Here is a 12230-nt window from a genome sequence, read left to right as displayed (position 1 = left end):
AAACAAGGACAAAGCTCAATCTTTCCCGCCATTTTTAGTAGACCTGGGTCAAACATGAGCACATCGTCATTTAGCGATGAAAGTTAATCGGGAATTGTTGAAAGTTGCAATCTCTCCAAGTGCAAAGAAAACGTAAAACCCTCCGGCACACAAGGTGCGGGAGGGTTTTTGATGCGCCTTCCAGCCCGGCAAAACAGTGCCGGGTTAGCAGAAGGGCTTACTTGCCATACTGGCCCTTGGCCTGAGCCACACAACTATCCTTGCGATCGCCACTGTAGGCATCACACTTTTGGACGGCTACTTTGTAGTCGGCATCACGGCGAGCCTGATCGGCCTCGTTATCTGCCTTGTAACGAGCCTTGTTGGCATCAATGTCGGCCAGCATCTTGTCGCGATCCGCCTTGGCGGTCTGCTTGCAGACATCCTTGTCGTTGCCTGCCAGGCGACCACATTTTTCTACAGAGACGTCATAGCCTGACTTGGCCCGCTCTTTGGCTGCATCAATCCGGGCCGAGTCGGTGTCTTTGTCCTGAGCAACCAGGTCAGCCATGGCAATGTTCTTGTCGGCATCGGCCTGCGCCTCACAGACGTCCTTGCCGTTGCCAGCCAGGGATTTACATTCGGATTTGGCGGCGTCGTAACGCTGACCGATCGCATCTTTGCGCGCGTTGTATTGATCTGGGGCCAGCTTGGCAAAACCAAGGGCAGGTGTTGCCACCAATGTGGCAGCAATCAGGGTACGAAGAGCAAGTTGACGCATGTCGGCACCTTTTTTATCTGTATGAAAAAAAAGGCAAACGCCACCGCAACACCGGCACGACCCGTGGCAGGGAAAGGTAAACCGGCACGCTGGCGTCTGCCACACACCTACCCTACCCAAGCCGGTGCATGCAGCCAGTCATCCACACTTTCAGCTTTGTGCAAGACAAAAGGCACAGGTCTGTAGGCGATGCCTGACCTGTGCCAGCGTGCTTACTATTTTGGCAAATGATCTAGCCCGGTTCGGCTACGTCAATCAGACAGGCAAATAATGGATACCCGTCAATCACCATTGGCGGTCCGGCCCGGCGCGCGGTATAGCCCAGTTTTCTAAGTAACCGTTCTACCCCGAGTGGTGAAACTGTAATCACCATTTTGGCGCCCAGTCTTCCCGCACACCGAATTGATTCATGCAGCAATTGCGCGGTAACCGGAGAGCTGAACTGGCCCGTTGCTACAGGGGTCTGACCGCTGAAATCAACGGCAGCAAAGCGTGAAAGCTCCCAGATATCAGGCGAACTGGGCGGAGCAAGACCATTGAGCAATTGTGGAAATACGTCTCCGAGCAGATAAGGACTTGTGGTGGGCAAGAGACGCGCGCAGCCGTTGATCTGGCCTGTTTCATCATGAGATACGATATAAACCGTATCAGCGCGGTCGAATTGATCTTGTTCGATTCCCGGCGGGGTATCCAATTGCCACCCCAACATTTCCACGAAGACTTTGTGGCGGTAAACCGACAATGCATTGGCGACACCGTCAGGAAGACGTGCCGACTGTCCGGACAATATATGCATATCACCCCGCAATAGAATATGTTGCTAAAGCAGGGGAATAATTTGCCAGGGTCAGGGAAAGGAAAACTGTCAACGGCGACAGTTTCTAAGCGTATCGGGAAGTGATAGCGGCATTGGTAGCTTCTTGCCAGATTAATCTGTCGAGTCGGGCCATCAGCAAATCAGCAGTTGCCTCGAATCCCAGATCACGGCATTGGTCATCGATGAGCATGATGTTGCTGCGGGGTTTTCCCACCATCATGTAATACGCGCGGCCGTCACGAGATCCGATCACCCAGTCCCAGCCTATGGACACGACAGGGCGCGCAGTACTGATCCACTCTGTAAAGCCACTGATGGCTGCAACACCGGTGCCGCATTTCAAACCACCGGAAGGGTCATCGTCAAGACCGGATACCAGGTGAATCAGTTCTGTATGTTGCAGCGCGTTGAAATCAAGGCGGATATAACCGTCTTCGCACAGGCCTAAAGACCCGGTCAAAACAGCGCCGGTTTTCAAAACAATGGGTGAAGACATTTCCAGCAGCCTTACTGCATTTCAGGATTGATCAGTTTATAAAAGAAGGCAAAAGCGGTGCCAGTGTCAGAGTTGTCAGTTTTCCAGGCTCGTTTCGCCAGAAAATAGCCGGGTTTGTCCGGCAGAACGGGGAATACAATGTCACCTTTTATTGAAGAAAATCTTCACTCTTTGTTGACCATTCACGACCAGAACCTGTATTTCAGCAAAGTTACGCAGCTGGCACAGGCCATTGGTTTTGAGTTCTGCGCTTACGGTGCACGCATGCCGTTTCCGTTAAGTGCACCCCGTACAGAGATGGTCAACAACTACCCGGCTGCGTGGCAAAACTGCTACGCGGAGCACCAGTACATCATGCAAGACCCCACGGTGGCCCACGGTGCGCGTTCCATGGTACCCCTGGTCTGGAGCGACGAATTGTTTGCCGACTCCCGGGACCTCTGGGAAGACGCCCGTTCCTACGGCTTGCGCAATGGCTGGGCCCAGGGTTGCCGGGATGGCAATGGCGTCGTTGGCATGCTGACGGTCGCGCGCTCAGGTGAGCCCATTACCGCGATTGAACTAGGCGAAAATGAGCCCTTGCTGGCCTATTTGACGCAAGTCACACACGTTGGCATGTCGCGCTTTTTTCTTGAGCATTCCTCATACGGGCATGAGGTTAAATTGACGCCGCGCGAGACAGAGATTCTGCGCTGGACAGCGGAAGGAAAAACCTCAGCCGAAATTGGCGACATTCTTAATATTGCTGAACGCACAGTTAATTTCCATGTGAACAGCACGCTGGCAAAACTCAATGCGGCCAACAAAACATCTGCGGTTGTTCAAGCAGCTTTGCGCGGCTTGCTGTGACCCGGCCTTGATCCAGACCTCAATTATGTTCTGACTATAAAAGCCGGCCAATGCCGGCTTTTCTCTTTGGTAGGCCGCCCCTGCCCTGCCATCCTTTATGCGTACGGTTTACATACCGTTTCTGCCATCTGGTCATTTCCAACTGGCACCGATTGTGCGGCAAAACGGGCAATAAATCTTCCTGTCACTTATGGCAGGACAATCGGAAACATTGAGCACAGAGAGAACCAGGAAATATCCAACGGCACTCAAAGCATGGATAAATACAATCGCTCTATTAAATATGTTATTTATATTTTCTTAAAACAAATAATGTAATTTCAAAAAAAATCAATCCATTTAAAAATCAAAAATCAGAAAACACAAGCCTGTAAGAACAATTGTTATTTTTCAATTTTCAGGCCTTCAACATCGGGTTTTCTCACGCATTCTTTTTGACAGATTTCAGAAAATGCACGTACTCATCATTATCAACAACTAATATGTTCAGCCGTAAAGCCTCTATTTATCTGCTGCAAGGAATGCCACAAGGAAACACTGTCGTAAATCTGCATCAGGTTCACAGTATCACCACAAGCATCCTGGCGCCGTTTATCGGCATTTCTTTCTGTGCCGGAAATAATCTCGTTTCCAAACCGGTTTTACTGAGTGATCCGCGCTTCATTGAGAACCGTTCTCGACAACTTGCCAATACGGCGGCACAATTCCCCCATGTACTGGTCTTTGCGTTATTTCCGCTTTGCCTTGATTGCCGCCCTGATGGCAATGCTGGCGGCTGCGCTGGTGCCGCCGGTCATGCAGATGCTCAACCCGGTCGCAATCTCGCTCACCGCCAGCCATCAGCAAGACGAGATGAGCGACTGCGGCATGCCCGGCATGAGCCGGGCACATCGCGCAGACACCACCACCGGCGCTACGCAAAGCTGCCCCTTATGCTCTCTGTTTTGCCATATTCCCGCCCTGCCCGGGCTACCCCAACTGGCGTTGCTGGCACCCATCAACGCCTGGCTGGTTTTGTTACAACAACAGCTGGCGGACTGGCCAGCGCCTGCGTTTGTCATCCCGCCCGCACGGGCACCTCCTGCAACCCGGTTCTGAATCCATACAGATTTGAACCAACGCGATGACCGCACCTGCGGCGTTGCGTATCGCGTCTTTGCCGCCATGGCAAACGCTCACTTTTTTGCAGGAAACTCAACAATGAAAACGCTTCGCTCCACGCTTGCCCTGACTGCGGCCACTTTGATGCTGGCTACCAGCCTGGCCAGTGCCCACGCGCATCCGCATGAACAAAGCCCGGCACCAGACAGCACGGTCAATGCACCGCAGGAAGTGCGGATCGCTTATACCGAGGCGCTGGAACCATCACTTTCCAGTATCAAAGTGGCTGATAGCAGCGGAAAAACCCTGGCCGACAAGGCAGTGATCGATGCACAGGATCACAAGGTGCTGCATTTGTCGTTGCCGCAATTGGCGGCAGGTCAGTACACGGTACAGTGGGTTGCAGTGGCAGAGGATGGCCATCGCACGACGGGCAAATACAGCTTTACTGTCAAATAACCGTGATGAACATGGAATGGGCCGGCCCTGGCCCGTTTGCTGTGGCGGGCGTGCTTGATGCACTGACCGCCCTGCTGATTGGTCAGTGGTTGCTGGCACGCGGTCAACTGGAATGGCGCCTGGTTGCGCTAGCCGCCTTTGTGTTTCTGTTGCTGCTGCCCGTCAATGGCGCAGGCATGGCGGGTGTAGAGATCAACGCCGTTGCGCCTGCGCTGCCCGCCGTTTTGCACACCCACTTTGGGTCTGTCTGGCTAGCGGGCGCTCTAGTCATGGCCGTGCTGGTCGGTGTTGCTTTACGTGCACCGCCCAGTGCATGGATCAGTGGCGCCCCGCTGGTCATGTTTGTGTATTTGCGCGCTTGCATGGGCCACGTGGCCGATGCCGGCATGTTGAGCGTTGGGGCAGCCGTGCACACATTGCACCTGCTGGCTGCGGGCGCCTGGGCTGGCAGTGTGCTGATCTTTGTTGCGCGCTATGGCTTTGGGAGACACGTTTTCGATACCAGCAAGGCACGGCGGTTGTCGCACATCGCAGCCTGGGCTCTCTTGCTGATTGCGTTGAGCGGTGCGGCCAATATCTGGCGCATCGGGCAAATGGCCGGACCAGCGGTGGCCGGGTTCTGGCAACAGCCTTGGGGCATGATCATGAAAGTGAAATTGCTACTGGTCGCCGTGGCGGTGTTTCTGGGTGCCACCAATCGCTGGAGCATATTGCCTGCGCTGGATTTGCAGCAACCGGACGCGCGTCGACGTTTTCTGGCTTTGTTGTGGCTGGAAACCCTGGCATTTGTCGGCATTTTTGCCTGCGCCGCCTTGCTCGGTTCTACCAGCCCGCCAATGGCCATGTAATTACCCTGAGCGTATGGTGACGTTCAAGCCCTGCGGCGAAAGGTCAGCACCAGGATATCCCGACATGCCGGTTGCCCCGCCATGTCAGGCGTAATGGCTGTTACACCGTGGCGGACACGCTCATCGTTGACAACGGCCATATCCAGCGGCTCGGTGAGGGTAAAGGTTTGCAGTACCTTGCCAGAAGGATCTTGCACTGTACTCACGCCATGCAGCACGTTTTGGCGGTTAATCAGTACCATCAATACAAAATCGACACCATCCCGGTGCATGCCTTCTGGCGTGGGCTGACCCGCACTGGTGCCATCCGCCGTGATGCGGAACTGGTGCATTTCCACCCGCCATGCTGACCCCGGGAGCATCGCCCCGAATACGCGGCTACCTGCCGCCATCAAATGTGCCAGCACCGGACTATGGATGACGGCGTCTTCAACAGGCTGATAATGACGGACGACCCCGCCATTCAGCGGGTTATATTCCAGACTCTGGTAGTGAGGCTGATGCGGTTCCAGACAAACAGCCTGATCTGCCGCCGCGATACTCAGCGTGGCATGGCGGCGGAGGCGGTACTTGCCGCCATCGGCCATGTAATCGTCCAGCGCCAGGTTGTTCCAGCTGGCGGCAAACGCGGGCCAGGCCGCCTCAAACGCATCGTCAGCGCCCAGCAGCGCCCGGCTAAGCGCAGCCGGGACAAAGCAGTAGCCCTGCTGCGTCAGCGCGTGCTGTAACAGCGCCTGGGCGGCACCATCAGAAACGGAACGGGGCAATGTCATGCAGACGGGATCCAGCTTATCCATACGAACAGATTGTCAGCGCGAAACACAGATGCGGGTAGATACAGTTCACATCATATCGTTCTGACACAGGAAAGAGTCCGTAGATTCCCGTACATGTTCGTTGATGCGCCGTTTCAGCCTTGCGCGGGCGCTGGCACCAGCTTGCGATCAAGCATGCCGGAGAACACCACGACCCCCATCGCCACGAGGGCCACGGCAGCCCCCAGCCAGGGCAGGTCAGAGAGCGGATAACCCGCTCCAATCATTGCACCGCCCAGCCATGCACCCGAGGCATTACCCAGGTTGAACGCCCCCTGATTCAGCGTGGGCGCCAGATTCGGTGCGCCATGCGCTTTATCGATAACACGCACTTGTGCGGCCGGCACGACCGCAAACGAGAACATGCCCCACAGGAAAACCACGACCAAAGTCGGGATCTTGTAATGGCAAGCCCAGGAGAACACGGCCAGGATCAGCGCCAGCATGAAAAAGGTGATCGCCATGCCACGCATTAGCTTCCAGTCGGCCAGCCGCCCGCCAACAAGCCCGCCCACCGTAATGCCCGCGCCAAACAGCAACAGCACCCAGCTTTCCTGGGTCGACGTAAACCCGGTGACATCCAGCAAAATGTAGGCGATATAAGTCACGACGCTGAACATACTGACGGAGGCCAGCGTACTGGTCAGCAGCGCCAGCTGCGTTTGCGTGTCCACAATCTTGCGGAACTCGCCCAGGATGCCGTCACCCTTGGGCGTCGGCACATGCGGCAACCAGACTGTCAACGCGGTCGCGGCCATGACGCCGATCCCGACAACCGCCCAGAAAGGCGCGCGCCAACCCAGTACATGACCCAATGCCGTACCAAACGGCACACCCACAATATTCGCTACGGTCAGCCCGGTGAACATCAGGGCCACCGCTTGTGCCCGCTTGTTCTGCGGCACGAGGTCTGCCGCCACAACCGAGCCAATCCCGAAGAATGCGGCGTGGCAGAACGCCGTAATCACCCGCGCTGCCATGAGCGTGTAGTAACCAGGCGCCAGCGCACACAGCGCATTACCCAGAATAAACAGCCCCATCAAACCCACCAGCGCCTGCTTGCGTGGCCATTTGGCGGTGACGATGGCCAGGATCGGTGCACCAATGGTCACACCAATGGCATAGCCGGAAATCAGCATGCCGGCAGCCGGAGTGGATACACCAAAATCTTTGGCGACTTCGGGCAGAAGGCCCATGATGACGAACTCGGTCGTGCCGATTCCGAATGCAGCGGCGGCAAGCGCCAGTAGAGCGAGGTACATCGTGTATTCCTGTTACCGGTGCGTCTGCCACACCGCCATTGCGAATTGACCAGTCGATTAGTTTTGTTGCGGCCTGAGTATGCCGTTCTTATGCGAGCCGCATTATGACAGTTCCCTCACTTTTGTTGGGCTTCTTGTGCGCCATGCCCGCTCACCGCAGCGCCGGCATTGCGCGGCAGCTTGATACTGTCGATCACTGCCAATAACGCCACGATCGCAATCAACGCAAACGAGAGCCTGAACGCCGCAACGGATGGCCGTGCCCCGGCATGTCCCAACAGGCTGTCTGCCAGCCGAAGTGACACTGCACCCAAAGCAATCCCCATGCCCGCATTCATTTGTTGCAATACGCTGAACAAGGTGGTCGCCCCGGTCATGCGCGCTTGCGGCACATCGGCAAAACCAATGGTGTTGAGTGCCGTAAATTGCATCGAACGACACAAACCACAGAAGAACAGCACAAGGCAGATAAACCACAACGGCGTCTGGGGCTGGAAAGTCGCACAGAGTGCAAAACCTGCCGCGACCAGTAAACCATTCCCGACCATGACCGTGCGAAAACCAAAACGACGCATGATCCAGGTGGTGCCGGGCTTCATGGCCAGGTTGCCCGCAAACAGCGCCAGCACCAGAAAACCGGAGGTCACTGCGCTCCAGCCGAACGCCAGCTGGAACATCAGGGGCAACAGGAACGGTGCGCTGCCAATGGCAATCCGAAACAACGATCCGCCCACCACCGTCACAGAGAAAGTCCGGATGCGCAACGCGGTCAGATCAACCAGTGGCTGGCTGGCACGGCGCATATGCCCCGCGGTGACGGCCAGTGCGACCACACCCAGTGCCAGCAACCCGGCGGTCAGCGCGATGTTGACCGGCTGATGACTGGCCGCATCCAGCCCCATCATCAGTGCGCTGCAACCGATACCACTGCTGATAAAACCCCAAAGATCGAACGCGCGCTTGCCGGCTCCGCCCGGGGGCACCAACTTGAGCGCAAACCCCAGTGCGACCAAACCCAGCGGCACATTCAACAAAAAAATCCAGTGCCAGGATAACCATGTGCTGATCAAACCACCCACCGGCGGGCCAATCACCGGCGCGACCAGCCCGGGCCAGGTGATGGTGGCAATCGCCCGCACCAGTTCATGGGGCCGGGTATTGCGCAAAACCACCAGCCGGCCGACCGGTACCATCATCGCCCCGCCCAGACCTTGCAGTACCCGCGCGGCAACAAACTGCGCCAGGCTGGTGCACAAGCCGCACAGTAAAGACGCAAATGTAAACAACAGAATGGCCGCGCTGAACACACGGCGCGGCCCAAAACGATCGGCCAACCAGCCACTGAGCGGAATGAACACCGCCAGCGCCAGCATGTATGCGCTCATGCCCGCCGATAACCGTGCAGGTGCGACACCAAAGCTGACGGCCATTTGTGGCAACGCCGTTGTGATGACCGTTGCGTCCAGGTTCTCCATGAAAAACGCAGCCGCCACCAGGAATGGAACCCAGCGTGCGGCCGCGCTATCTGGTGCCAGCGTACTCACGCAATGGCCCCGCCACCATCTACCAGTACGGTAGAACCTGTCGCAAACGGCGTGCTGGCCAAGTACAACACTGCGTTGGCGATGTCCTGAGGTTGACCAACACGTTTGGCGGGCAAATGGTCAGCCACTTTGGCAAACACCTGCTGGCGATCTGCATCCGGCAGTTTGTCCCAGAGTGGCGTGACGATTACGCCCGGCGATACGGTGTTGACCCGCACTGGCGAGAGTTCTAACGCCAACCCGCGCGCCAGCGATTCAATCGCCGCATTGATCGCACCTTGCAGCACAGAATTCTTGCTGGGGCGCACCGCCAGGAAACCCGACACAAAGGTCAGCGACGCACCCGGTGCAAACTTTGCCGCACGCGCAATGCGGTAAGCGCCCCAAAACTTGCTGTCCATGGCCTGGTATGCGTCTTCCAGCGCCAGCTTGCCCACCGGCCCGGTTGGGGTTTGCGCGGCGGAAATCACAATATGATCCCAGGGTTCGGCGCTGCCAAAGAACGCTTCGATCGAGGCGTTATCCGTCGTATCCAGTGCGGCAATCGAAACGTGATTGCCAATCTCTTCTGCTGCCTGAGCCAGTTTGTCGGCCGAGCGTGAAGCAATGGTGACGCGTGCGCCGTTTTCGGCAAAAGCTTGAGCGACAGCCAGACCAATGCCTGAGCTACCGCCAACAACCAGTACGCGCTGATTCTGAAACTGTTGATACGTTGCCATGGTGGTCATCCTGTGTTGGGCTTCGATGCGATGCAGTCTATGCCTCATGGTTTTCGATGATAATCCGGCCAGAAAAGGAAAGACTTTTCGGTTTCATTTGATAATCGTCCACCCTTCCCCCTTTGCCTGCTCCCTGTGTAGCTTGCCCTGACACCCGCATGGGCGGACAATCACGTCCTTGACTCGGGGTGCTTTTGCGCTTGGCAAAGGCTGAGAAATACCCGTTACCTGATCCGGATAATGCTGGCGTAGGGAAGTCTCAGGGCTCCTCGTCTGTGCGTCATCCGCATGTATAGCCCAGGAGCCGTTACAAGATGTCCTCTTCCGTCCCCACTACTTTGCCGCTGGCCACACTGGCCCAGGAACTGACGCGTTTTCGCACAGCCCGGCCGCTTGTTCACGTTCTGACCAACGAAGTGGTGCAGGAAATCACGGCCAACGTATTGTTGGCTGCGGGTGCAGCACCCGCCATGATTGTGGCGCAAGAGGAAGTCTCCACGTTTGCATCGATTGCCGGCGCGGTGCTGATCAATGTCGGCACGCTGCACAACGCGCGCCTTGCCGTCATGGAGCAAGCCGTCAGCGCGGCCAATACGGCAGGCGTACCCTGGACGCTCGACCCCGTCGCCGTCGGCGCGCTCAAATACCGTACTGATTTTTGCCGTGACCTGATCCGCCAGAAACCCGCAGCAATTCGCGGCAATGCCTCAGAAATCATGGCGTTGGCAGGCGCGGGCATGGGCGGCCGTGGTGTCGATAGCACTTCCGGTTCTGACGCCGCGCTGGATGCAGCACGCTTCCTGGCGCACGAGACCGGCGCCGTTGTCGCGGTGACCGGCGAAATTGACTACATCACCGATGGCAAAGCCACGCTGGCCACGCCCTGGGGCCATCCGGTCATGACACAAGTGGTCGGGACTGGTTGCGCGCTCTCGGCGCTGGTCGCCGCGTTTACAGCAGGTGCCCGCAACCGGCTGGATGCGGTCGCCAGCGCTTGCGCCATGGCGGGTATGGCTGGCCAGTACGCGCAGAGGAATAGTCGCGGTCCAGGTTCGTTCAAGGCTGCATTTCTGGATACGCTGTACCACATCCAGCCTGACAACCTGGCGGAGATCAGCGCGTGAACCCGGTTGATCTGACGCTTTACCTGGTGCTGGATCCAGACCTCTGCGGCGGTCTGGACAATATGGTGGAGACCGCCCGCATCGCCGCGCTCAACGGCGCGACGGTCATCCAGTTGCGGGCCCCAAACCAGAAAAAACGCTGGTGGCTGGAAGCCGCGCAAGCTTTGAAGGCTGTCCTGGACCCGCTCCAGATCCCTTTGATCATCAACGACCATATTGATATTGCACTGGCAGTAGACGCCGCTGGCGTTCATGTCGGCCAGTCTGACTTGCCCCCTGCAGTCGTACGCACATTGATCGGTCCACACAAGATTCTGGGGCTTTCGACCAGCAACGCAGAACAACTGGCCGCCGTGCCCCTGGCGCTGGTTGATTACATCGGCGTTGGCCCGGTTTACCCGACTGGCACCAAGCTCGATGCCTCGCCCGTGATCGGCATGGATGAATTTGCCCGGCTGATGCGCGCCAAAACCCTGCCTGCGGTGGCCATTGGCGGCATCAAGCAGGGCACCGCAGCCCCTTTGATTACCGCTGGCGTTGACGGCGTGGCCGTCGTCTCTGCCATTTGTGGCCAGGCTGACCCAGCCGCCGCCGCGCGCCAGTTACTGTCTGAAATTACCGGAGCCCGTTCATGATTGCCCATGCGTTGACCATTGCAGGTTCTGATTCCGGCGGGGGCGCCGGTATCCAGGCCGATCTGAAAACCTTCTCTGCGCTGGGTGCCTATGGCATGAGCGTACTCACGGCGCTGACCGCCCAGAACACAACGGGCGTGAGCGCAGTGCACCCGGTTCCACCCGAGTTCGTCACCGCGCAGATAGACGCCGTGTTCAGTGACATCCGGGTCGATGCCGTCAAGCTGGGTATGCTGGCAACCGCGCCGATCATTGAGGCTGTTGCCGCTGGCCTTGCCAGATACGAACCTGCTCATGTAGTGCTTGATACCGTGATGATCGCCAAAGGCGGCCACCCGCTGTTGGCGAGCGACGCCGTCAGCGCGATTCGCGAACGCCTGTTGCCTCTCTCGTCACTGATCACGCCCAATCTGCCAGAAGCCGCCGCACTGCTGGAGTGCGACGTCGCGACCACTGAAGATGAAATGCGCAACCAGGGCCACGCTTTGATCGCCGGTGGTGCCAGGGCTGTCTTGATGAAAGGCGGCCATCTGGGTGGCGCCGAGAGCCCGGACTGGTTGATCACCGCACAATCTGAAACCCGTTTTGCCAATCCGCGCATTGCAACGCGCAACACGCACGGTACGGGTTGCACTTTGTCTGCCGCACTGGCAGCCTTGCGCCCGCAACATGACAACTGGGAAGACACGGTCGCCACTGCACGGGCCTGGCTGCAAGCGGCACTGAAGGCCGCCGACCAGCTGGATGTGGGTCATGGCATTGGCCCGGTACATCATTTCCATGCCTGGTGGTAGGCATCGC

Annotated in this window: 14 protein-coding genes and 1 riboswitch; of the genes, 7 read left to right on the top strand and 7 right to left on the bottom strand. The window is 57.5% G+C overall.

Annotated elements, in window-relative coordinates; genetic code table 11:
- Positions 1-217: 217 nt before the first annotated feature.
- The 3 genes from IEX44_RS16000 to IEX44_RS15990 all read right to left on the bottom strand — a co-directional run bounded on the left by IEX44_RS16000 (position 218) and on the right by IEX44_RS15990 (position 2073).
- On the bottom strand, positions 218-760 hold the full coding sequence (locus tag IEX44_RS16000; protein WP_188696194.1) for a hypothetical protein: 543 nt from the start codon (positions 758-760) through the stop codon (positions 218-220).
- 232 nt (positions 761-992) lie between these two features.
- Entirely contained in the window at positions 993-1556 is a 564-nt protein-coding gene (locus IEX44_RS15995; RefSeq protein ID WP_188696192.1) for an acyl-homoserine-lactone synthase, read from the bottom strand.
- A gap of 85 nt (positions 1557-1641) precedes the next feature.
- A complete protein-coding gene (locus IEX44_RS15990) occupies positions 1642-2073 on the bottom strand; it encodes a DUF4902 domain-containing protein (protein WP_188696189.1) in 432 nt (143 codons plus the stop codon).
- A gap of 138 nt (positions 2074-2211) precedes the next feature.
- Between IEX44_RS15990 and IEX44_RS15985 the strand changes: the two genes are divergently transcribed.
- The 4 genes from IEX44_RS15985 to IEX44_RS15970 all read left to right on the top strand — a co-directional run bounded on the left by IEX44_RS15985 (position 2212) and on the right by IEX44_RS15970 (position 5330).
- A complete protein-coding gene (locus IEX44_RS15985; protein WP_188696185.1) occupies positions 2212-2922 on the top strand; it encodes an autoinducer binding domain-containing protein in 711 nt (236 codons plus the stop codon).
- A 711-nt stretch (positions 2923-3633) separates the two neighbouring features.
- Entirely contained in the window at positions 3634-4020 is a 387-nt protein-coding gene (locus IEX44_RS15980; RefSeq protein WP_188696181.1) for a DUF2946 family protein, read from the top strand.
- 102 nt (positions 4021-4122) lie between these two features.
- Positions 4123-4482, top strand: a complete 360-nt coding sequence (gene copC, locus IEX44_RS15975; protein WP_188696179.1) for a copper homeostasis periplasmic binding protein CopC — start codon at positions 4123-4125, stop codon at positions 4480-4482.
- A 5-nt stretch (positions 4483-4487) separates the two neighbouring features.
- Positions 4488-5330: a CopD family protein gene (locus tag IEX44_RS15970; RefSeq protein ID WP_229679232.1), complete on the top strand. Its 843-nt coding sequence runs from the start codon at positions 4488-4490 to the stop codon at positions 5328-5330.
- Positions 5331-5353: 23 nt separating this feature from the next.
- Here IEX44_RS15970 and IEX44_RS15965 read toward each other — a convergent pair whose 3' ends face one another.
- From IEX44_RS15965 to IEX44_RS15950, 4 genes are all read right to left on the bottom strand, one after another.
- On the bottom strand, positions 5354-6103 hold the full coding sequence (locus tag IEX44_RS15965) for a 2OG-Fe dioxygenase family protein (RefSeq protein ID WP_188696171.1): 750 nt from the start codon (positions 6101-6103) through the stop codon (positions 5354-5356).
- A gap of 137 nt (positions 6104-6240) precedes the next feature.
- A complete protein-coding gene (locus tag IEX44_RS15960) occupies positions 6241-7407 on the bottom strand; it encodes an MFS transporter (protein WP_188696168.1) in 1167 nt (388 codons plus the stop codon).
- Between the two features lie 116 nt (positions 7408-7523).
- A complete protein-coding gene (locus IEX44_RS15955; protein ID WP_229679230.1) occupies positions 7524-8951 on the bottom strand; it encodes an MFS transporter in 1428 nt (475 codons plus the stop codon).
- Entirely contained in the window at positions 8948-9670 is a 723-nt protein-coding gene (locus tag IEX44_RS15950; protein WP_188696165.1) for an SDR family oxidoreductase, read from the bottom strand. The genes IEX44_RS15955 and IEX44_RS15950 overlap by 4 nt, the downstream gene beginning before the upstream one ends.
- A 174-nt stretch (positions 9671-9844) precedes the next feature.
- A riboswitch (TPP riboswitch) is annotated at positions 9845-9942 on the top strand.
- A gap of 42 nt (positions 9943-9984) precedes the next feature.
- On the opposite strand from IEX44_RS15950, the gene thiM reads away from it, so the two are divergent.
- Genes thiM through thiD form a run of 3 tightly spaced genes read left to right on the top strand, consistent with a single transcriptional unit; the run spans position 9985 to position 12223 of the window.
- On the top strand, positions 9985-10794 hold the full coding sequence (thiM, locus tag IEX44_RS15945; RefSeq protein WP_188696162.1) for a hydroxyethylthiazole kinase: 810 nt from the start codon (positions 9985-9987) through the stop codon (positions 10792-10794).
- On the top strand, positions 10791-11429 hold the full coding sequence (gene thiE / locus IEX44_RS15940) for a thiamine phosphate synthase (RefSeq protein ID WP_188696157.1): 639 nt from the start codon (positions 10791-10793) through the stop codon (positions 11427-11429). Before thiM ends, thiE begins: the two co-directional genes overlap by 4 nt.
- On the top strand, positions 11426-12223 hold the full coding sequence (thiD, locus tag IEX44_RS15935) for a bifunctional hydroxymethylpyrimidine kinase/phosphomethylpyrimidine kinase (RefSeq protein WP_188696156.1): 798 nt from the start codon (positions 11426-11428) through the stop codon (positions 12221-12223). The genes thiE and thiD overlap by 4 nt, the downstream gene beginning before the upstream one ends.
- Positions 12224-12230: the final 7 nt, after the last annotated feature.

Origin of the sequence: Silvimonas amylolytica (assembly GCF_014645555.1) — a bacterium.
GTDB classification, from domain to species: Bacteria; Pseudomonadota; Gammaproteobacteria; order Burkholderiales; family Chitinibacteraceae; genus Silvimonas; species Silvimonas amylolytica.
This window is presented reverse-complemented; position numbering and strand designations above follow the sequence as displayed.

Excerpts from the sequence above, each read along its gene's own strand:
- IEX44_RS15995 (WP_188696192.1), bottom strand. The coding sequence starts at position 1,556 with ATGCATATATTGTCCGGACAGTCGGCACGTCTTCCTGACGGTGTCGCC.
- IEX44_RS15970 (WP_229679232.1), top strand. The coding sequence starts at position 4,488 with ATGAACATGGAATGGGCCGGCCCTGGCCCGTTTGCTGTGGCGGGCGTG.
- IEX44_RS15965 (WP_188696171.1), bottom strand. The coding sequence starts at position 6,103 with ATGACATTGCCCCGTTCCGTTTCTGATGGTGCCGCCCAGGCGCTGTTA.
- IEX44_RS16000 (WP_188696194.1), bottom strand. The coding sequence starts at position 760 with ATGCGTCAACTTGCTCTTCGTACCCTGATTGCTGCCACATTGGTGGCA.
- IEX44_RS15960 (WP_188696168.1), bottom strand. The coding sequence starts at position 7,407 with ATGTACCTCGCTCTACTGGCGCTTGCCGCCGCTGCATTCGGAATCGGC.
- IEX44_RS15985 (WP_188696185.1), top strand. The coding sequence starts at position 2,212 with ATGTCACCTTTTATTGAAGAAAATCTTCACTCTTTGTTGACCATTCAC.
- IEX44_RS15990 (WP_188696189.1), bottom strand. The coding sequence starts at position 2,073 with ATGTCTTCACCCATTGTTTTGAAAACCGGCGCTGTTTTGACCGGGTCT.
- IEX44_RS15950 (WP_188696165.1), bottom strand. The coding sequence starts at position 9,670 with ATGGCAACGTATCAACAGTTTCAGAATCAGCGCGTACTGGTTGTTGGC.
- copC (WP_188696179.1), top strand. The coding sequence starts at position 4,123 with ATGAAAACGCTTCGCTCCACGCTTGCCCTGACTGCGGCCACTTTGATG.
- thiM (WP_188696162.1), top strand. The coding sequence starts at position 9,985 with ATGTCCTCTTCCGTCCCCACTACTTTGCCGCTGGCCACACTGGCCCAG.
- thiD (WP_188696156.1), top strand. The coding sequence starts at position 11,426 with ATGATTGCCCATGCGTTGACCATTGCAGGTTCTGATTCCGGCGGGGGC.
- IEX44_RS15980 (WP_188696181.1), top strand. The coding sequence starts at position 3,634 with ATGTACTGGTCTTTGCGTTATTTCCGCTTTGCCTTGATTGCCGCCCTG.